This is a genomic window from Escherichia sp. 20412-1 (assembly GCF_003027595.1).
Lineage (GTDB): Bacteria > Pseudomonadota > Gammaproteobacteria > Enterobacterales > Enterobacteriaceae > Escherichia > Escherichia marmotae.
The window spans coordinates 63,046-81,941 of record NZ_PYQM01000015.1; the positions used below are offsets into that span (position 1 = coordinate 63,046).

General features: G+C 48.8%; 19 protein-coding genes and 7 tRNA genes. 5 read left to right on the forward strand and 21 right to left on the reverse strand.

Annotation, left to right across the window (positions count from 1 at the left end; genetic code table 11):
- Window positions 1–175 precede the first annotated feature (175 nt).
- Window positions 176–928, forward strand: a complete 753-nt coding sequence (gene gpmA / locus C7B16_RS12490) for a 2,3-diphosphoglycerate-dependent phosphoglycerate mutase (protein ID WP_001295305.1) — start codon at window positions 176–178, stop codon at window positions 926–928.
- Between the two features lie 172 nt (window positions 929–1,100).
- On the opposite strand, the gene aroG is transcribed toward gpmA, so the two are convergent.
- A complete protein-coding gene (gene aroG, locus C7B16_RS12495) occupies window positions 1,101–2,153 on the reverse strand; it encodes a 3-deoxy-7-phosphoheptulonate synthase AroG (protein ID WP_001109190.1) in 1,053 nt (350 codons plus the stop codon).
- Between the two features lie 315 nt (window positions 2,154–2,468).
- Between aroG and C7B16_RS12505 the strand changes: the two genes are divergently transcribed.
- Together C7B16_RS12505 and zitB are read left to right on the forward strand one after the other, a co-directional pair.
- Entirely contained in the window at window positions 2,469–2,849 is a 381-nt protein-coding gene (locus C7B16_RS12505) for a YbgS-like family protein (protein WP_000784357.1), read from the forward strand.
- Window positions 2,850–2,962: 113 nt separating this feature from the next.
- Window positions 2,963–3,898 carry a CDF family zinc transporter ZitB gene (gene zitB / locus C7B16_RS12510; protein WP_016261826.1) on the forward strand — a complete coding sequence of 312 codons (936 nt, stop codon included), beginning with the start codon at window positions 2,963–2,965 and terminating at the stop codon, window positions 3,896–3,898.
- Here the strand turns inward: zitB and pnuC are convergent.
- The 20 genes from pnuC to cydA all read right to left on the reverse strand — a co-directional run bounded on the left by pnuC (window position 3,895) and on the right by cydA (window position 15,655).
- The gene (pnuC, locus tag C7B16_RS12515; RefSeq protein ID WP_016248493.1) at window positions 3,895–4,614 is read right to left on the reverse strand and encodes a nicotinamide riboside transporter PnuC; all 720 of its coding nucleotides are present in this window, start codon (window positions 4,612–4,614) and stop codon (window positions 3,895–3,897) included. The two genes, zitB and pnuC, sit on opposite strands and share 4 nt — an antisense overlap.
- A gap of 37 nt (window positions 4,615–4,651) precedes the next feature.
- The gene (nadA, locus tag C7B16_RS12520; RefSeq protein WP_016248492.1) at window positions 4,652–5,695 is read right to left on the reverse strand and encodes a quinolinate synthase NadA; all 1,044 of its coding nucleotides are present in this window, start codon (window positions 5,693–5,695) and stop codon (window positions 4,652–4,654) included.
- Window positions 5,696–5,960: 265 nt separating this feature from the next.
- Window positions 5,961–6,036 (reverse strand) — tRNA-Lys (locus C7B16_RS12525).
- A 33-nt stretch (window positions 6,037–6,069) separates the two neighbouring features.
- Window positions 6,070–6,145 (reverse strand) — tRNA-Lys (locus C7B16_RS12530).
- A gap of 48 nt (window positions 6,146–6,193) precedes the next feature.
- Window positions 6,194–6,269, reverse strand: a tRNA-Lys gene (locus tag C7B16_RS12535).
- Window positions 6,270–6,272: 3 nt separating this feature from the next.
- A tRNA-Val gene (locus C7B16_RS12540) sits at window positions 6,273–6,348 on the reverse strand.
- Window positions 6,349–6,399: 51 nt separating this feature from the next.
- A tRNA-Lys gene (locus C7B16_RS12545) sits at window positions 6,400–6,475 on the reverse strand.
- A 2-nt stretch (window positions 6,476–6,477) separates the two neighbouring features.
- A tRNA-Val gene (locus tag C7B16_RS12550) sits at window positions 6,478–6,553 on the reverse strand.
- Window positions 6,554–6,588: 35 nt separating this feature from the next.
- Window positions 6,589–6,664, reverse strand: a tRNA-Lys gene (locus tag C7B16_RS12555).
- 164 nt (window positions 6,665–6,828) lie between these two features.
- Window positions 6,829–7,617: a cell division protein CpoB gene (cpoB, locus tag C7B16_RS12560; protein WP_107179764.1), complete on the reverse strand. Its 789-nt coding sequence runs from the start codon at window positions 7,615–7,617 to the stop codon at window positions 6,829–6,831.
- Window positions 7,618–7,626: 9 nt separating this feature from the next.
- Window positions 7,627–8,148: a peptidoglycan-associated lipoprotein Pal gene (pal, locus tag C7B16_RS12565; protein ID WP_001295306.1), complete on the reverse strand. Its 522-nt coding sequence runs from the start codon at window positions 8,146–8,148 to the stop codon at window positions 7,627–7,629.
- Between the two features lie 34 nt (window positions 8,149–8,182).
- The gene (tolB, locus tag C7B16_RS12570) at window positions 8,183–9,475 is read right to left on the reverse strand and encodes a Tol-Pal system beta propeller repeat protein TolB (protein WP_010352214.1); all 1,293 of its coding nucleotides are present in this window, start codon (window positions 9,473–9,475) and stop codon (window positions 8,183–8,185) included.
- A 132-nt stretch (window positions 9,476–9,607) separates the two neighbouring features.
- Window positions 9,608–10,771, reverse strand: coding sequence for a cell envelope integrity protein TolA (gene tolA, locus C7B16_RS12575; RefSeq protein ID WP_107179765.1), 1,164 nt, complete (start codon window positions 10,769–10,771; stop codon window positions 9,608–9,610).
- A gap of 64 nt (window positions 10,772–10,835) precedes the next feature.
- Window positions 10,836–11,264, reverse strand: a complete 429-nt coding sequence (gene tolR / locus C7B16_RS12580) for a colicin uptake protein TolR (protein WP_000090096.1) — start codon at window positions 11,262–11,264, stop codon at window positions 10,836–10,838.
- Window positions 11,265–11,267: 3 nt separating this feature from the next.
- Complete coding sequence (tolQ, locus tag C7B16_RS12585) at window positions 11,268–11,960, reverse strand: Tol-Pal system protein TolQ (RefSeq protein ID WP_000131311.1); 693 nt, start codon at window positions 11,958–11,960, stop codon at window positions 11,268–11,270.
- Complete coding sequence (gene ybgC, locus C7B16_RS12590; protein ID WP_001098372.1) at window positions 11,957–12,361, reverse strand: tol-pal system-associated acyl-CoA thioesterase; 405 nt, start codon at window positions 12,359–12,361, stop codon at window positions 11,957–11,959. Before ybgC ends, tolQ begins: the two co-directional genes overlap by 4 nt.
- Window positions 12,362–12,510: 149 nt before the next feature.
- The gene (gene ybgE, locus C7B16_RS12595) at window positions 12,511–12,804 is read right to left on the reverse strand and encodes a cyd operon protein YbgE (RefSeq protein ID WP_107179766.1); all 294 of its coding nucleotides are present in this window, start codon (window positions 12,802–12,804) and stop codon (window positions 12,511–12,513) included.
- Window positions 12,804–12,917, reverse strand: coding sequence for a cytochrome bd-I oxidase subunit CydX (gene cydX, locus C7B16_RS12600; protein WP_000270283.1), 114 nt, complete (start codon window positions 12,915–12,917; stop codon window positions 12,804–12,806). The genes ybgE and cydX overlap by 1 nt, the downstream gene beginning before the upstream one ends.
- Window positions 12,918–12,931: 14 nt before the next feature.
- Window positions 12,932–14,071: a cytochrome d ubiquinol oxidase subunit II gene (gene cydB, locus C7B16_RS12605; RefSeq protein ID WP_000568264.1), complete on the reverse strand. Its 1,140-nt coding sequence runs from the start codon at window positions 14,069–14,071 to the stop codon at window positions 12,932–12,934.
- Window positions 14,072–14,086: 15 nt separating this feature from the next.
- Window positions 14,087–15,655 carry a cytochrome ubiquinol oxidase subunit I gene (gene cydA / locus C7B16_RS12610; RefSeq protein ID WP_001516006.1) on the reverse strand — a complete coding sequence of 523 codons (1,569 nt, stop codon included), beginning with the start codon at window positions 15,653–15,655 and terminating at the stop codon, window positions 14,087–14,089.
- 1,387 nt (window positions 15,656–17,042) lie between these two features.
- Between cydA and glmS the strand changes: the two genes are divergently transcribed.
- Window positions 17,043–17,492, forward strand: a complete 450-nt coding sequence (gene glmS, locus C7B16_RS12615; RefSeq protein WP_000710399.1) for a methylaspartate mutase subunit S — start codon at window positions 17,043–17,045, stop codon at window positions 17,490–17,492.
- Window positions 17,492–18,880, forward strand: coding sequence for a methylaspartate mutase accessory protein GlmL (gene glmL / locus C7B16_RS12620; RefSeq protein WP_107179767.1), 1,389 nt, complete (start codon window positions 17,492–17,494; stop codon window positions 18,878–18,880). Before glmS ends, glmL begins: the two co-directional genes overlap by 1 nt.
- The last annotated feature ends 16 nt before the right edge of the window (window positions 18,881–18,896 follow it).

Sequence of the window (18,896 nt, forward strand, 5' to 3'; positions counted from 1 at the left end):
TCATCGTATCGTTCATCTTGCCAGCAAATGAAGACATATTTGCAACTCAATATTCACAACAACCTTACACTGCGACACTATTTTCGCTATGGTTATGCGTAAGCATTGCTGTTGTTATCCCACGGCAATATAATGAGAATTATTATCATTAAATAATGATTTGAGGAGTAAGTATATGGCTGTAACTAAGCTGGTTCTGGTTCGTCATGGCGAAAGCCAGTGGAATAAAGAAAACCGTTTCACCGGTTGGTACGACGTGGATCTGTCTGAGAAAGGCGTAAGCGAAGCAAAAGCAGCAGGCAAGCTGCTGAAAGAGGAAGGTTACAGCTTTGACTTTGCTTACACCTCTGTGCTGAAGCGCGCTATCCATACTCTGTGGAATGTGCTGGACGAACTGGATCAGGCATGGCTGCCCGTTGAGAAATCCTGGAAACTGAACGAACGTCACTACGGTGCGTTGCAGGGTCTGAACAAAGCGGAAACCGCTGAAAAATATGGCGACGAGCAGGTGAAACAGTGGCGTCGTGGTTTTGCGGTAACTCCGCCGGAACTGACTAAAGATGATGAGCGTTATCCGGGCCACGATCCGCGTTACGCTAAACTGAGCGAAAAAGAGCTGCCGCTGACGGAAAGCCTGGCGCTGACCATTGACCGCGTGATCCCTTACTGGAATGAAACCATTCTGCCACGCATGAAGAGCGGTGAGCGCGTGATCATCGCGGCACATGGTAACTCCCTGCGTGCGCTGGTGAAATATCTCGATAACATGAGTGAAGAAGAGATCCTTGAGCTGAATATCCCGACTGGCGTACCGCTGGTGTATGAGTTTGACGAAAACTTCAAACCTCTGAAACGTTATTACCTGGGTAATGCTGACGAGATCGCGGCGAAAGCAGCGGCCGTTGCGAACCAGGGTAAAGCAAAGTAAGCGTAATCCGTTGAAAAAATGAGAAAGCCGACTGCAAGTGAGTCGGCTTTTTTTGTTTTTGCACAAGGCGTACGTAACTGACAACGGAGCACATTGCCTGATGCGACGCTACGCGTCTTATCAGGCCTACAAACGTACAGTCATGGCGATTCGCAGGTCGGGACTATAAACCTTATCCGCGACGTGCTTTTACGGCGTTCGCCAGTTGACGTAACAGAGAGTCGGTATCTTCCCAGCCAATGCAGGCATCGGTGATGCTCTTGCCATAAGCCAGCGGCTCACCGCTTTCCAGACTCTGGTTCCCTTCAACCAGGTGACTTTCCACCATCACGCCAATAATAGCATTTTCACCACCGGCAATCTGCTGGCAAACGTCAGCGCAAACTTCCATCTGCTTTTTGAATTGTTTGGACGAATTTGCATGGCTGAAATCAATCATCACCTGCGCCGGTAAACCCGCTTTTTTCAGCCCTTCTTTCACTTCAGCAACGTGTTTCGCACTGTAGTTAGGCTCTTTACCGCCGCGCAGAATGATATGGCAATCGCCGTTACCGCTGGTATTCACAATTGCCGAATGACCCCATTTGGTCACTGACAGGAAGCAGTGTGGCGCACCAGCAGCATTAATGGCATCAATAGCCACTTTAATCGTGCCATCGGTGCCATTTTTGAATCCTACCGGGCAAGAAAGACCAGACGCCAGTTCACGGTGAACCTGCGATTCGGTTGTACGTGCGCCAATTGCGCCCCAACTCATCAGGTCGGCCAGATACTGCGGGGTGATCATATCGAGAAACTCACCTGCTGCTGGCAGGCCACTATCGTTAATGTCGAGCAGCAATTTACGAGCAATGCGCAAACCGTCGTTGATCTGGAAGCTGTTATCCATATGCGGATCGTTGATCAACCCTTTCCAACCCACTGTCGTACGCGGCTTTTCAAAATAGACACGCATGACGATTTCCAGCTCGTCTTTCAGCTCTTCACGCAGCGCCAGCAAGCGGGTTGCATACTCTTTAGCGGCTACAGGATCATGAATTGAACAAGGGCCAATCACCACTAACAGGCGATCATCATTACCTTTCAGGATCTTGTGGATCGCTTTACGGGCATGGGCAACCGTATTCGCGGCATTTTCGGTAGCGGGGAATTTTTCCAGCAGTGCGACAGGCGGAAGTAACTCTTTGATTTCTTTGATGCGTAAATCGTCGTTCTGATAATTCATGTCTGTTCCAGTGTTGCCATACTTAATTTAGTGAATGCAATAGTTCCAATCTATATCTTCCGTCAGAATGTGTAAACGGGGTTTTACACTATGAACGGAATAATCCTGGAATTAGCAAGAAAAACGCCAGATTGTCGCGAAAAACGAGATCTCACCTACAATTTCTAACTGTAACTTCTTTGTTTATTAATTTTTTCAAGATTCTCTGCTGGATTTATTCTTCTGGCTGAAATCTTAAACCATTGCCTGACAATCACCTGCAAATGCACTGTTGGAAGAGGTTATCCGACATAACGACCATAACAGGAGCATCGTATGAAAATGACAAAACTGGCCACTCTATTTCTGACTGCCACTCTTAGTCTTGCCAGCGGAGCTGCACTGGCTGCCGATAGCGGCGCACAAACTAATAACGGCCAGGCAAACGCTGCGGCTGATGCGGGCCAGGTTGCCCCAGATGCCCGTGAAAATGTCGCGCCAAATAACGTCGATAATAGCGGGGTTAATAGCAACTCGGGCGGCACCATGCTGCACCCGAACGGTTCATCAATGGATAATGATGGCATGACCAAAGATGAAGAGCACAAAAATACGATGTGCAAAGATGGTCGCTGTCCGGACATCAATAAAAAAGTACAAACCGGTGATGGCATCAACAATGATGTCGATACCAAAACCGACGGTACAACACAGTAATCCTGCAATAAAGCCAATACAGGGAGAGCGGAGTCTCTCCCTTTTAATTTTTCCCTTCTAAAAGCAGTATGATGTCATAAAGTTAAGTGAGATTAATTAAGGGATGACTCGTCATGGCGCACTCACACACTTCCGCACATCTGCCAGAAGATAATAATGCTCGTCGCTTGTTATATGCTTTCGGCGTTACCGCCGGTTTTATGCTGGTTGAAGTTATTGGCGGCTTTCTTTCCGGTTCTCTGGCATTGCTGGCTGATGCGGGTCATATGCTGACCGATACTGCCGCCCTGCTTTTCGCCCTACTTGCCGTTCAATTTTCCCGTCGTCCCCCCACCATTCGCCATACTTTCGGCTGGCTTCGATTGACCACCCTCGCGGCGTTTGTAAATGCCATCGCCCTGGTGGTGATTACTATTTTGATTGTCTGGGAGGCGATAGAACGCTTCCGCACGCCACGTCCGGTTGAAGGCGGTATGATGATGACTATTGCCGTGGCTGGATTGCTGGCGAATGTGCTTTCTTTCTGGTTGCTGCATCGTGGCAGTGAAGAGAAAAATCTCAATGTACGCGCGGCAGCGTTGCATGTCCTGGGGGATCTGCTGGGTTCTGTCGGCGCTATCATCGCGGCGTTGATTATTATCTGGACCGGCTGGACGCCTGCTGACCCTATTCTTTCCATTCTCGTTTCACTTCTGGTTCTGCGCAGTGCCTGGCGATTATTGAAAGATAGCGTGAATGAATTACTTGAAGGTGCGCCGGTTTCGCTGGATATCGCTGAACTGAAGCGCCGCATGTGCCGGGAAATCCCGGAAGTGCGCAATGTGCATCATGTACACGTGTGGATGGTGGGCGAGAAGCCAGTAATGACGCTGCATGTGCAGGTGATCCCGCCACACGATCACGACGCATTGTTGGACAAGATCCAACACTATCTGATGGACAACTATCAGATTGAGCACGCCACGATTCAGATGGAATATCAGCCTTGTCATGGGCCGGATTGCCACCTTAATCAAGGGGTTTCCGGCCATTCACATCATCACCATTAATGAGACAGCGCGCGTGAACCTCTTTCGCGTGCGCTGTTTATCCACATCCGGCTGCCGTTCAGGGCAATAAAGGTCAGGATCAGATACTCCAGCGACATGGCATAAACCCCCTGCAAGGCGAAAATCACCACGCTGATCACGTTAATAATGACCCACAGTAACCAGTTTTCGACGTATTTACGTGTCATCAGGATCATTGCCACGATGGAGAGTACCATCATGCAGGAATCCCAGAATGGGAAGGCGTCTGGTTGCAATTCTGGCATAGCCACTTGTAGACCCAACGCTTGCATAATCATTACCGCCACGCGGGTCAGGAACGCAAATACCGGGTTGATAAATACCGTCATCAGACCAATGGCAACGACGCAAACAGCCAACCAGGTTAATGCCTTCGGCAGTGGCAGCCAGCGAATTTTCAACTCGGCTTCATGCTGACTGGTTTGTCGCGACCAGGCATACCAGCCATAAATGTTAGCGGCAAAGAAAAATACCTGCAGCAGTAAGCTGGCATACAATTGAATCTGAAAGAAAATAATGCCAAACAAGGTAACGTTGATCAGACCAAAAAAGTAGTTGCTGATCTTCTCCAGGCTGGCAAGGCCAATACACAGTAACCCAGCGATCGTCCCTACCGCTTCGATCCATGAGAGATCGTAACCGCCAGTACCGATCGGTATATGAACCAGAATGTTCTGTGTGCTAAAAAAATCCATCTTTCCTCCAATGCGTAGCATGATGCCTTATTGTCAGCTATCCACGTAGTGTAGCCGCAAAATCCAGCATACGGTTGAGCGGCACCAGCGCCCTCTCTCGCAGCTTTTCATCAACATGAACCTCGTGTTTGCTTCCTCCCTGTTCTAATGCCTCTGCGATGGCCTGGAGGCCATTCATGGCCATCCACGGGCAATGCGCACAGCTACGGCAGGTTGCACCCTCGCCAGCGGTTGGCGCTTCCAGTAGCTCCTTGTCAGGCACCGCTTGCTGCATTTTGTAGAAGATCCCCCGATCCGTCGCCACAATAAGCCGTTGATGCGGCAATGTTTTCGCAGCATTGATCAACTGACTTGTGGAACCGACCGCATCGGCCATATCGACAATGGCCTGGGGTGACTCCGGATGTACCAGTATGGCAGCGTCAGGGTATTGTTTTTGTAAGCGGGTTAACGCCTGAGTCTTAAACTCATCATGAACGATGCAGGCACCTTGCCAGCATAAGATGTCTGCGCCCGTCTGTTTTTGCACGTAACGCCCCAAATGTTTGTCTGGTGCCCAGATGATTTTTTCCCCCAAACTATCCAGATGATCAATAAGTTCGACGGCAATGCTTGAAGTCACCACCCAATCTGCACGCGCTTTTACCGCAGCAGACGTATTAGCGTAGACGACGACAGTACGATCGGGATGGGCATCACAAAATGCGTTAAATTCTTCAATGGGGCACCCGAGATCCAGTGAACATTCGGCCTTAAGTGTGGGCATCAGAATTGTTTTTTCCGGGCTGAGGATTTTGGCGGTTTCTCCCATAAATCTCACCCCAGCAACTAACAGCGTAGAAGCAGGATGCTTTGCACCAAAGCGCGCCATTTCCAGCGAATCGGAAATGCAGCCGCCGGTTTCCTCCGCCAGTTGTTGGATTTCAGGGTCGGTGTAGTAGTGGGCGACCATAACCGCATTATGTTCTTTCAGCAGGTGTTTTATTTTCTCGCGGTAATACGCTTTTTCATCAATGCTTAACGGCGTCGGCTTTGCTGGGAAAGGATAAATCGCTGCTTCAGGATCAAACATCACGCTCATCTTGCTATCTCGTTTTGCAGACTTAACATTTAAACCGATATGAAGCGTGATATCGCTATTACCGATTTCATTTGTTTTATATGCTAAACAAGATAACCGAATGGCAGGGAAAAGTCACAAGAATTACGTACGTGATATTGGATGCAACGCTTTGCGCTTATCCGACCTACATAAGGTTATTCACTCATCAAGCGTGGGAACTTACGAATTAAAATCGAGGGATGTTAAGATAGCAAAAAGGCACCTTTAGGGTGCCTTTTCACATTGGTGGGTCGTGCAGGATTCGAACCTGCGACCAATTGATTAAAAGTCAACTGCTCTACCAACTGAGCTAACGACCCCTTGCGGGATTATACTGCTTTAATCATTCAGGATGGTGGGTCGTGCAGGATTCGAACCTGCGACCAATTGATTAAAAGTCAACTGCTCTACCAACTGAGCTAACGACCCATACGGGTGTTACCTGAAAGATTTTTACTCGGTGCCAATTATTAAAATTGGTGGGTCGTGCAGGATTCGAACCTGCGACCAATTGATTAAAAGTCAACTGCTCTACCAACTGAGCTAACGACCCGAGTGGTGGGTGATGACGGGATCGAACCGCCGACCCCCTCCTTGTAAGGGAGGTGCTCTCCCAGCTGAGCTAATCACCCGATACTGCGCTGGATACTACTAACTGTTTCCACCTAACCCACCATAATTAGTGGTGGGTCGTGCAGGATTCGAACCTGCGACCAATTGATTAAAAGTCAACTGCTCTACCAACTGAGCTAACGACCCGGTGGTGGGTGATGACGGGATCGAACCGCCGACCCCCTCCTTGTAAGGGAGGTGCTCTCCCAGCTGAGCTAATCACCCGATACTACGCTGGATACTACAACTAACTATGCTAGTGGTGGGTCGTGCAGGATTCGAACCTGCGACCAATTGATTAAAAGTCAACTGCTCTACCAACTGAGCTAACGACCCACTTTAGTGTTGCTTTCGGTTTGTTTGATATCCCGTGGCAACGGCGGCATATATTACTGATTTCAGATTTGAGCGCAACAAAAATTTCGATGTAGATCACTCAACTGCTTATGATTCGCACGACACGACCAGAAATAATGCGACTTCTGGTCGCGTGTTATGCATTACATGGCGTTCAGACGTTTTTGTGCCTGTTTGGCGCCATCAGTACCAGGGTACTTACTGATAACCTGTTGGTACACGGCTTTCGCTTTCGCAGTGTCACCTTTGTCCTGCATGATGACGCCGACCTTAAACATCGCATCTGCAGCCTTCGGTGACTTCGGATAGTTTTTCACTACCGAAGCAAAATAGTACGCCGCATCATCTTTCTTACCCTTGTTGTAGTTTAACTGACCCAGCCAATAATTGGCGTTTGGCAGGTAAGTTGAATCAGGATAATTTTTGATGAAATTCTGAAATGCCACCATCGCATCATCCTGGCGGAATTTATCCTGCACCAGTGCAATAGCTGCATTGTAATCAGTGTTTGCATCACCGCTTTTCACCGGCGCGCCAGCACTCGCAGTACCAGCATCAGCCGTTGGCGTTGTTGCCGCCGCCCCGCTTTGCTCAACGCTGGCAGATTGCGTCGCTGCACCACCGCTGCTGAGGCTATCGATCTGCAACAGGATCTGCTTTTGCCGCTCCACGACCTGATTTAGTTGATACTGATTTTCCTGAATTTGACCACGCAGGGAATCAATATCGGACTGATTATCGGAGAGTTGCTGCTGAAGTTGAGTTAAAAGCTGACTGTGAGCATTAGAAATACGCTCAAGTTGAGTGACGCGGTCTTCGACCGAGCCTGAGCCGACACTACTGATTGGTGCCTGAGCAAAAGCGGCCCAGGGGGCCGCTATACCAACCAGTAACGACAGACTCAATAGTTGATGTCTGAAGTTACTGCTCATGCAATTCTCTTAGTAAACCAGTACCGCACGACGGTTTTTGGAGTATGCCGCTTCGTCATGGCCCAGTACTGCAGGTTTTTCTTTACCGTAAGAAACGATGGAGATCTGGTCAGCAGAAACACCTTTACCCTGCAGGTACATCTTAACGGCGTTCGCACGACGTTCACCCAGGGAAATGTTGTATTCCGGAGTACCACGTTCGTCCGCGTGACCTTCTACGGTGACTTTGTAAGACGGGTTGCTACGCAGGAAGTTTGCGTGTGCATCCAGCATTTGAGCGAAATCAGAACGGATATCGTATTTGTCCAGATCGAAGTAAACGATATTATTCTGCTGTAGCTGTTGCATTTGCAGACGAGCCTGCTCTTCGGAAGACATGTTGCCGTTACCGCCGTTCGCATCCATACCAGTGCCGGCACCCAGCATGCCTTCGCTGCCGTCATTGCTGGCGTTCTTGTTGGAAGAACATGCCGCAATTGCCATAACAGGCAGAGCAATCATCAGCCCTTTCAGCACTTTGTTCAGTTGCATTTCAATGATTCCTTTACTATTCAATTAATTATTATCACAGATACGGCGACCAGGCAGGGAATTTGACCTGTCCATCAGTTGCCGGAAGACGCGCTTTGAAACGCCCATCTGTAGAAACCAAATTCAGCACGGATCCCATCCCCTGAGAAGAGCTGTAGATTACCATAGTGCCGTTAGGTGCCAGACTTGGCGTTTCATCCAGGAACGTTGACGACAGAACTTGTACGCCTCCCGTTACCAGATCTTGTTTGGCAATGTGCTGCTGCCCACCATTGGAGCTGACCATTACCATAAATTTACCGTCGCTGCTGACATCCGCATCCTGGTTCTGCGAACCTTCCCAGGTAATACGTTGTGGCGCACCGCCGTTGATATTCACTTTATAAACCTGCGGACGACCTGCCTGGTCAGAAGTAAATGCCAGGTTCTGGCTATCCGGGAACCAGGTCGGTTCAGTGTTGTTGCTACGGCCATCAGTCACCTGACGAATCTGACCAGAAGCTAAATCCATTACGTACAGGTTCAGGCTACCCGTTTTAGACAGGGCAAACGCCAGTTTGCTGCCATCCGGTGAGAACGCTGGCGCACCGTTGTGACGCGGAAATGAAGCCACCTGACGCACAGCGCCATTTGCCAGCGTCTGGATAACCAGCGCGGAACGACCACTTTCGAAGGTGACATATGCCAGTTTAGAACCGTCTGGTGACCACGCTGGAGACATCAGCGGCTGAGGAGAGCGGTGAACCACAAACTGGTTGTAGCCATCGTAGTCAGATACGCGCAATTCGTACGGGAACTGACCACCGTTGGTCTGAACAACGTAGGCAATACGAGTACGGAACGCACCCTTAATGCCGGTCAGTTTTTCAAACACTTCGTCACTGGCGGTATGGCCAGCATAACGCAGCCATTGCTTGTTAACTTTATATGAGTTCTGAGCAAGTACAGTACCCGGAGCACCACCGGTATCAACTAGCTGATAAGCAACATTGTAAGAGCCGTCCGGGTTCGGAGTGACCTGACCTACAACCACAGCGTCAATACCCAGTGCAGACCATGCTGCGGGTTGAACTTCCTGCGCGCTACCCGGCTGCTGTGGCAGACGAGCGCGATCTAACGGGTTAAATTTACCGCTGTTACGCAAGTCAGCAGCAACGATGCCGCCAATATCTTCAGGTGCCGCACCAGGCCCTGCCCACTGGAAAGGAACGACACCAATAGGACGACCGGAATCTACACCACTGTCGATCACAATGCGGACTTCAGCGTGCAGAACTGACGCCCACAGTATGAGAAAACCAAATGCTACTCGTAATGCCTGCTTCATCATATCTCCCTTATCCGGACAGATAGTCCACGATAATTTAGCAGAATGTTAACAAACTCAAATACACAAAACTACCAGAACCCCGCGACAACCGATGTCTGATATTAACCGCCGTGACGGCCAACATCGCGATTACGGCTTGAAGTCCAATGGTGCGTTTTTGAACACTTCATATACTGCCTGGCTTGGTGGTTTCGGGATCTTCGCAAGTTTAGCTGCTGCCAGTGCAGCCTGACAAAGTGCGGGATCGCCACCTTCAGGTTTGATATCCAGTAACATGCCATCTGGTGCCAGTTTTATGCGCAGCGTACAGGTTTTGCCTGCATAAGACGATGCGTCATAAAACTTACTTTCGATAGCAGATTTAATCTGCCCGGCATAGTTATTGATATCTGCACCTGATGCGCCATTGTTTTTAGTATTACCACTCCCGGCAGGCGAAGCATTGTTCCCTTTCGCCCCACCACCGGTTTTCGGTGCATTCTTACCAGAGCTTAGCTCACCGAAGATATCATCTGCCTCTGCGGCCGCTTTAGCTGCAGCGGCTTTTTCAGCAGCCGCTTTTGCCGCTGCTGCTTTCTTATCAGCTGCAGCTTTCTCTGCCGCTGCTTTCTTATCAGCCGCAGCTTTCTCTGCCGCTGCTTTCTTATCAGCCGCAGCCTTTTCAGCAGCCGCTTTCTTCTCAGCTTCAGCCTTCGCTTTTTCAGCAGCTTCAGCCGCTGCTTTCTTTCTTGCTTCAGCAGCGGCGGCTTCTGCAGCTTCGGCTTTCTTCTTCAGTGCCGCAGCAGCTTTGGCGGCTTCAGCCTCAGCTTTCTTCTGCGCTTCGGCTGCTGCTTTGGCATCCGCTTCGGCCTTCGCTTTAGCATCTGCCGCAGCTTTCGCTGCCGCTTCTTCCGCTTGCTTCTGCTTTAACTCAGCCTGTTTGGCGGCGTCTTCAGCCTGCTTTTTCTGTTCCTGAGCAGCTAACCGCTCTTTCTCAAGTTGCTTCAGGCGTTCCTGTTCAGCCGCTTGCTTTTCACGGAGTTCTTCGGCTACCTGCTGTTCCTTAATCTTGCGCTGCTCTTCGGAACGCTTCGCGCTTGACTCCTGGCTTTGCATGCGTTTGTACTGCTCAACTACCGCACCTGAATCAACCATTACGGCGTCGATAGACGAACCACCGCCACCTCCGGCTGAAGCTTCTATATTCTCATCGAACGAACTCCAGATCAGCGCCGCAAATAAGATGACATGCAGCACTGCTGAAATAATTATCGCCCGTTTGAGCTTGTCGTTTTGTTCGGTTGCCTTTGACACTCTCGGTTCCCAAAAACTGTTCGCCTGTTACCCGCTCTCTTTCAAGCAAGGGAAACGCAGATGCTTAGATAGGCTGCGTCATTAAACCAACCGATTTCACACCCGCACTGTGTAACAAGTTCAGCGCTTTAATTATTTCATCGTAAGGCACATCTTTTGCGCCACCGATCAGAAAGACCGTTTTCGGATTAGCCTTGAAACGGCTGGAGATTTCTGCCACCACCTGCTCTGGAGGTAAACGCTCCAGGCGATCTTTCTCAACCACCACGGTGTACTGACCAATACCAGATACTTCAACTATCACTGGCGGATTATCGTTACTACTCACTGCCTGCGATTCAGTAGCGTCTGGCAGATCGACCTCCACACTCTGGGTAATGATGGGTGCTGTCGCCATAAAGATCAGCAACAGCACCAGCAGTACATCCAGCAACGGTACGATGTTGATTTCGGACTTGAGATCGCGACGACCTCGTCCACGCGCTCTGGCCATGGCTTACCCCTTGTTGCTCTCGCTAACGGTAAACGCCTGGCGGTGCAGAATCGCAGTAAACTCTTCCATAAAGTTATCGTAATTCAGTTCCAGTTTGTTTACGCGTTGGTTAAGACGGTTGTAAGCCATAACCGCCGGAATAGCGGCGAACAGACCGATTGCCGTGGCAATCAACGCTTCTGCGATACCGGGAGCCACCATTTGCAGTGTTGCCTGCTTCACCGCACCAAGGGCAATAAAAGCGTGCATGATCCCCCAGACTGTACCAAACAAACCGATATACGGGCTGATAGAACCCACCGTACCGAGAAACGGAATGTGTGTTTCCAGATTTTCCAGCTCACGATTCATAGAGATACGCATCGCACGTGCAGCCCCTTCCACCACTGCTTCTGGCGCATGGCTGTTGGCACGATGCAGGCGCACAAATTCTTTGAACCCGCTGTAAAAGATTTGTTCCGACCCAGTGAGATTATCCCGTTTTCCCTGGCTCTCCTGATAGAGGCGAGAAAGTTCGATTCCAGACCAGAATTTATCTTCAAACGCTTCGGCTTCACGCGCTGCAGCGTTAAGAATACGGGTCCGCTGGATAATAATGGCCCAGGATGCGATTGAAAAACCAATCAAAATCAACATGATAAGTTTAACCAGAAGGCTAGCCTTCAGGAACAAATCAAGGATATTCATGTCAGTCACTGCTTAAACTCCGCGACAATAGACTTAGGAAGCGCACGAGGCTTCATTTTGAGTGGGTCAACGCAAACAATCAGAACCTCGGCTTCATTCAGCAGAGTATTCTCGGCGTTGACAATACGTTGCGTGAAAACCAAAGAGGTGCCACGCATTGATGTTATTTCAGTCTGTATTTCGAGCATATCGTCGAGCCGTGCAGGTGCGTAATATTCCACCGTCATTTTACGCACCACGAAGGCAACACGTTCAGCCATCAGTGCCTGTTGGCTAAAGTGATGGTGGCGCAGCATCTCTGTGCGTGCTCTTTCATAAAAAGCGATGTAACTGGCATGGTACACCACACCACCGGCATCAGTATCTTCATAATAGACACGAACCGGCCATCGAAACAGCGTTGTATTCACTTTACATCCCGGTAATGCAACAAAAGTTAGAACTTTTAAACGCTGCTACTATACGCGTGCGATTGAGGTTTGGGAATGAGGGTAAGTTAAGGGAGCGTAAAAATTTATGGACCCTCAACGGCCCATAAATTTTTAAAGAGAATTCTGATTTAAAAGAAGAAGAAAATCAGCCCTACAATGAGAACAAGATCAGCAAGCAATGGGCAAAAAATCCCTTTCCAAAGAACCTTCTGCGGACGAAACCCCACGCCGTGAATAACGCCTGCGCAGACGGCCCACATCAGCAATAATCCATGCCAGATTTCCAGCTCACTGGTCTTCGCGGCAAAACGTGATGGGGCCCAAAACATACATCCTGCTAACAGAAGCGCCATCACGAAGGAAAGCGCCCTCAGAGGGCGCTTGTCCATTACCGCATACAAGGTTGCGATAATCTTACTCATCAACTGTCTTCTTGACCGGCTTTGCCTGATTCGACGTGCTCAAGCGCCAGCGCGGTAATTACCCCAAATGAACAGGCAAGAAGCGTTCCCAGAATCCATGCGAAATACCACATTTTTAGCTCCTTACTTAGTACAGAGAGTGGGTGTTACGTTCAATATCTTCTTTGGTGATACGTCCGAACATTTTCCAGTAACACCAGGCGGTGTAGAGCAGAATGATCGGCACCAGAACCACCGCAACCCAGGTCATGACGTTAAGCGTCAGTTGGCTGGAAGTTGCATCCCACATTGTCAGACTTGCATTCATCATGGTGCTGGACGGCATTACAAACGGGAACATTGCAATACCCGCAGTCAGAATGATGCAGGCCAGTGTCAGAGAAGAGAACACAAACGCCCACGCGGCTTTATCCATACGCGCAGTCAGGATAGTCAGCAGTGGTAGAACTACCCCCAGAGCCGGAATAGCCCACAGAATTGGCGTGTTGTTGAAGTTCACCAGCCATGCACCAGCTTCACGAACCACTTCTTTATTCAGCGGGTTAGATGCTGCGTAATGGTCCATTGTCGACTTCACAACATAACCGTCGATACCGTACATCACCCATACGCCAGCCAGTGCGAAGCACACCAGCGTTACCAGCGCCGCCACCTGAGCCGTTGCACGGGTACGCAGGTGCAGTTCACCAACGGTGCGCATTTGCAGATAGGTTGCACCCTGAGTGATGATCATCCCGACGCTTACCACACCAGCCAGCAGGCCGAACGGATTGAGCAGTTGGAAGAAGTTACCGGTGTAGTACAGACGGAGATATTCATCAACATTGAACGGTACACCCTGCAACAGGTTACCGAACGCCACGCCAATCACCAGCGGCGGAACGAAGCTACCAATGAAGATGCCCCAGTCCCACATGTTACGCCAGCGGGTTTCTTCAATCTTGGAACGGTAATCAAAACCGACCGGACGGAAGAACAAAGATGCCAGCACGAGGATCATCGCGACATAGAAGCCGGAAAACGCAGCGGCATAGACCATCGGCCAGGCAGCAAATAATGCGCCGCCTGCAGTGATCAGCCAAACCTGGTTACCGTCCCAGTGTGGGGCGATGGAGTTAATCATAATTCGACGCTCGGTGTCGTTACGACCGAGGAAACGGGTGAGCATGCCCACCCCCATGTCGAAACCGTCAGTGACTGCAAAACCAATCAGCAGAATGCCAACCAGCAGCCACCAGATAAAACGCAATACTTCATAATCGATCATTTGACGACTCCTGTCTTAGCGTGCCGGCTGAGTAGTCGTGGAAGACTGCTCAAAGTGATAGCGACCGGTTTTCAGGCTGCTTGGGCCGAGGCGTGCAAACTTGAACATTAAGAACATTTCTGCCACCAGGAACAGGGTATACAGGCCGCAAATCAGAACCATAGAGAAGATGAGATCGCCTGCAGTCAGCGACGAGTTCGCCACTGCGGTAGGCAGCACCTCACCGATAGCCCACGGTTGACGACCATATTCGGCAACAAACCAGCCCGCTTCTACAGCGATCCACGGCAGCGGAATACCGTACAGCGCGGCGCGCAGCAGCCATTTTTTCTCACCGATACGGTTGCGGATTACGCTCCAGAAGGAGAGCGCGATAATTGCCAGCAGCAGGAAGCCACACGCCACCATGATGCGGAACGCGAAGTACAGCGGTGCTACACGTGGAATAGAGTCTTTGGTTGCCTGTTGAATCTGCGCTTCAGTCGCATCCGCCACATTCGGCGTATAGCGTTTCAGCAGCAGACCATAACCGAGATCTTTCTTCATGCTATTGAACTGATCGCGTACAGCCTGGTCGGTAGAACCAGAACGCAGTTGCTCAAGCAGAGAGTACGCTTTCATCCCGTTACGGATACGTTCTTCGTGCTGCACCATCAGCTCTTTCAGGCCGATAACCGGCGTATCCACAGAACGTGTAGCGATGATACCCAGCGCATAAGGGATCTGGATTGCAAATTTGTTCGTCTGCTCTTCCTGATCAGGAATACCGAACAGAGTAAAGGCAGCAGGCGCAGGTTGAGTTTCCCACTCGGCTTCAATAGCAGCCAGTTTGGTTTTCTGCACGTCACCCATTTCGTAACCGGATTCATCACCCAGAACAATAACGGACAGAACAGCAGCCATACCGAAGCTTGCAGCGATAGCAAAGGAGCGTTTTGCGAAGGCGAAGTCACGGCCTTTCAGCATATACCATGCGCTGATACCGAGGATGAACATCGCACCAGTCACATAACCAGACGCAACAGTGTGAACGAATTTCACCTGAGCAACCGGGTTAAGCACCAGCTCGGAGAAGCTCACCATCTCCATACGCATAGTTTCGAAATTGAAATCGGACGCGATTGGGTTTTGCATCCAGCCGTTCGCAACCAGAATCCACAGTGCGGACAGGTTTGAACCGAGCGCCACCAGCCAGGTGACACACATATGCTGAACTTTACCCAGACGATCCCAACCGAAGAAGAACAGACCTACAAAGGTGGATTCGAGGAAGAAGGCCATCAGACCTTCGATTGCCAGCGGCGCACCGAAGATATCCCCTACATAGTGAGAATAATAAGACCAGTTAGTCCCGAACTGGAACTCCATGGTTAAACCGGTTGCCACACCCAGAGCAAAGTTGATACCAAACAACTTGCCCCAGAACTTTGTCATATCTTTATAAATCTGTTTGCCGGAAAGGACGTAGACCGTTTCCATGATGGCCAGCAGGAACGCCATACCGAGCGTCAGTGGCACAAAAAGGAAGTGGTACATCGCGGTCAAGGCAAACTGTAAGCGCGACAGTTCGACTATATCTAACATCATGACTCCTTGCTCATCGCATGAAGACTCCGAGAGTGAACCCCGTTAGAAAGGGTCACACGCATGCCCCAATACAAAATTATTTGCTCGCCCCTATCGTTGCCATTTCATCAAAAGAGGAAAAGACAATGATAAAAAGTTACAAACATGTTAATGAATAAACCAAATTGATCCCGCAATTATATTACGCCGCAAAATCCTTACAATAAACAGGTTTTTATTGAACAAATTTGCATTTTTCGACAGTGATCAATTTATAGCGAAATTGTCACCATCTCACCAATTTGATCTACGACAATTTATCGTGTTTTGCAGATTTTTTTCAAGAATTAAAAATTGATTTATATCAAAATCAATCAGATATGTTAATTATGTGTGAATTAGAGATTGTTGGTAATTTTATTGTTAACACATTGTAAACCATAAATGCATAATTATTATCGCAATGGAGAGATATAGATAAAAAACCAGTATTTTATTTAACAGAGCTGCTTTATCGACTTTTTATAATACTAATTAGTTAGAGTAGCCAATTTGTTGCCATTTTACATAACATATTTTTATCAAAGTTAATCGATTGTTGTCTTTATGAGCACATTCCTATGAGTCCATTATTTTATTGTTTCTCTGGTAATAATCACTTATAGGAATAGATGTATTGGGTATAGTCAGGCGGGACGAAAATTTTTTAAGCGAAATTATAGGGTATAGGTATTTTCCCGCTCTTGTCCTCTACGATTAATTCAGCAATTAACAATTAAGAAAAATAGCAGGTAATTCAGCAAGTAAGTCTACCGCAGGCTGTTATATATAGAATATTGTTATTCATTTAACAGCAACACGAAACAACGAAGTGGGATTGTAAGTGAGTGTTATAAAACTCCAGATTCCTTCGAACAATACGTTACCCTGCCTCTAAAAAATACTCCTATGGCGTAAAGTTGATTAGCTCCAACGAATGGCATAAACCTGTGCAGGATATTAACTACTTGTTACTTACAACATTATTTTTACAATTCTGCGTTAAGCCAGAAGCGAATAGTATTGGATACATACATCAAACTTTTTTAATTGCCTTTATAGGGGTTAAAAGTGTGCCCAAAATGCAAATTAGATGTTGATCACAATTATATCAACATATTAGATCAATAGAATTTAAAAAAAATTAAAATCAATGGCGCAAGGCATCGCAACGCATTGAATTTTCTCACCTATTTAAACACACATTATAAACAAGCATTTTACGAAAGATATTTTGAAAATAGATCAATTGCATCCTAATGACTGGGCAAAGAAACTCCAGTGATATTAAGCATGTGCCGTTATTTATGGCCATAAATACAACGTGTGTAACTTATTTTACTCTCTGTCTTACAAAGGATTACCCATGAAGAAAGCAACACTTGTGATTGGCGTTATTGGCGCTGACTGCCATGCAGTAGGCAATAAAGTTCTGGATCGTGTTTTTACCACCCATGACTTCAGGGTCATTAATCTGGGCGTTATGGTCAGCCAGGACGAATATATTGATGCCGCCATTGAAACTGGCGCTAACGCGATTGTGGTTTCCTCTATCTATGGTCATGGCGATATCGACTGTCTGGGCATGCGTGAACGCTGCATCGAGCGCGGGCTGGGTGACATTCTGCTTTATGTGGGCGGTAACCTGGTGGTGGGTAAACATGACTTCGCTGACGTGGAAATCAAATTCAAAGAAATGGGTTTTGATCGCGTCTTCGCACCCAGCCATGACTTAGAAGATGTCTGCCAACTGATGACCAACGATATCAACCAACGTCATGGCGTAGAAATACACATTCTCGAAGAGGCAATCTGATGCAAATTGTCTCTGTCGATATTGGATCGACGTGGACCAAAGCAGCCCTCTTCACTCGGGAGGGGGACGCGTTAACGTTGGTTAACCACGTTCTGACTCCAACCACCAGGCACCATCTGGCGGAAGGTTTTTTCTCCAGCCTGAACCAGGTGTTAAACGTAGATAATGCCCTCCCCCTGTTAAACTGCGGTGAGGTTGCATTGAAGTATTCCTCCTCAGCCAAAGGGGGACTGGCGGTCGCTGCAATGGGGTTAGTGCCTTCTATCACCCTGGAAACTGCGAAAGTAACCGCTCACTCTGCTGGCGCTAAAATCACGCAATATTACGCCTATAAGCTGAACCGCCGTGATATTCAGGCGCTGGAAGAGACACCGCCAGACATCCTGTTGTTCACCGGCGGCACCGACGGCGGTGAAGAAAGTTACGGACTGAATAACGCCCGCGTGCTGGCAGAATCAAAACTCGACTGCGCCATTATTTATGCCGGAAACAGGGATATTCAGGATGAAGTGCAAGCCATCCTTGGGCATAAAGAGCTGACTATCGTCGATAACGTCCTGCCTGACCTTGACCATCCAACCCCTTTGGCCGCGCGTCAGGCCATCTGCGACATTTTTCTCAAACGTATTGTTAAAGGAAAAGGACTGGATGTCATTGTTGATGAAACGGGCGAAGAACCGATGCCGACACCGTGGACGGTCTATGAGTTGGTAAAGGCCATCAGCAATGTAAATAGTCACTGGAAAGAGTTCATTCTTCTCGACATGGGCGGCGCAACCACCGACGTCTATTCCGCCTGCATTAATCATCTCGCGCCAGATACCGTTTTGCACGGCGTACCAGAACCATTCATAAAACGAACCGTAGAAGGCGATCTGGGGATGCGCGTCTCGGCGGCGGTGGTTGGTGAAAACGCAAAAGACTTAGTCAATATGATCTTTGCTCAGCAACCCGTGCAGCAGGAGGCTTTTTATCATTACCTTCGTCATTTGGCCGCTCATCCCGAATACTTACCCGCTAACACAGAAGAAAAATATTTCGATGCTGTGCTGGCCGGGCTGTGCGTGGGTTACGCCACAGAACGTCATGCGGGCACCAAAAAAGAAGTCTGCACCTGCGTCGGTAATGTTGATTTACAAATGGGACGCGACCTTACCACCGTGCACAAAGTCATCGGCTCCGGTGGATGGCTGTCGCGCGCCAGCCAGTTTGATATTCATCACTGGCTGAAGTACCGCGAGTTAAACGACGACGGCAAACGCATTCTCTTACCGACTCAATTTGAATATTACCGTGATTCACAGGGGCTATTTCCACTGCTGGCAAACGTCGCCAGAGTAGACCCGCAAGCCGCTGCGCTCACCAGTATTCAATGCTTAACCCTATAACAATTAAGGCAGCAAC

Coding starts and splice junctions, on each gene's coding strand:
- glmS (WP_000710399.1), top strand. CDS start 17,043: ATGAAGAAAGCAACACTTGTGATTGGCGTTATTGGCGCTGACTGCCAT.
- cydB (WP_000568264.1), bottom strand. CDS start 14,071: ATGATCGATTATGAAGTATTGCGTTTTATCTGGTGGCTGCTGGTTGGC.
- pal (WP_001295306.1), bottom strand. CDS start 8,148: ATGCAACTGAACAAAGTGCTGAAAGGGCTGATGATTGCTCTGCCTGTT.
- cydX (WP_000270283.1), bottom strand. CDS start 12,917: ATGTGGTATTTCGCATGGATTCTGGGAACGCTTCTTGCCTGTTCATTT.
- tolR (WP_000090096.1), bottom strand. CDS start 11,264: ATGGCCAGAGCGCGTGGACGAGGTCGTCGCGATCTCAAGTCCGAAATC.
- cydA (WP_001516006.1), bottom strand. CDS start 15,655: ATGTTAGATATAGTCGAACTGTCGCGCTTACAGTTTGCCTTGACCGCG.
- ybgE (WP_107179766.1), bottom strand. CDS start 12,804: ATGAGTAAGATTATCGCAACCTTGTATGCGGTAATGGACAAGCGCCCT.
- glmL (WP_107179767.1), top strand. CDS start 17,492: ATGCAAATTGTCTCTGTCGATATTGGATCGACGTGGACCAAAGCAGCC.
- nadA (WP_016248492.1), bottom strand. CDS start 5,695: ATGAGCGTGATGTTTGATCCTGAAGCAGCGATTTATCCTTTCCCAGCA.
- tolB (WP_010352214.1), bottom strand. CDS start 9,475: ATGAAGCAGGCATTACGAGTAGCATTTGGTTTTCTCATACTGTGGGCG.
- pnuC (WP_016248493.1), bottom strand. CDS start 4,614: ATGGATTTTTTTAGCACACAGAACATTCTGGTTCATATACCGATCGGT.
- cpoB (WP_107179764.1), bottom strand. CDS start 7,617: ATGAGCAGTAACTTCAGACATCAACTATTGAGTCTGTCGTTACTGGTT.
- aroG (WP_001109190.1), bottom strand. CDS start 2,153: ATGAATTATCAGAACGACGATTTACGCATCAAAGAAATCAAAGAGTTA.
- gpmA (WP_001295305.1), top strand. CDS start 176: ATGGCTGTAACTAAGCTGGTTCTGGTTCGTCATGGCGAAAGCCAGTGG.
- zitB (WP_016261826.1), top strand. CDS start 2,963: ATGGCGCACTCACACACTTCCGCACATCTGCCAGAAGATAATAATGCT.
- C7B16_RS12505 (WP_000784357.1), top strand. CDS start 2,469: ATGAAAATGACAAAACTGGCCACTCTATTTCTGACTGCCACTCTTAGT.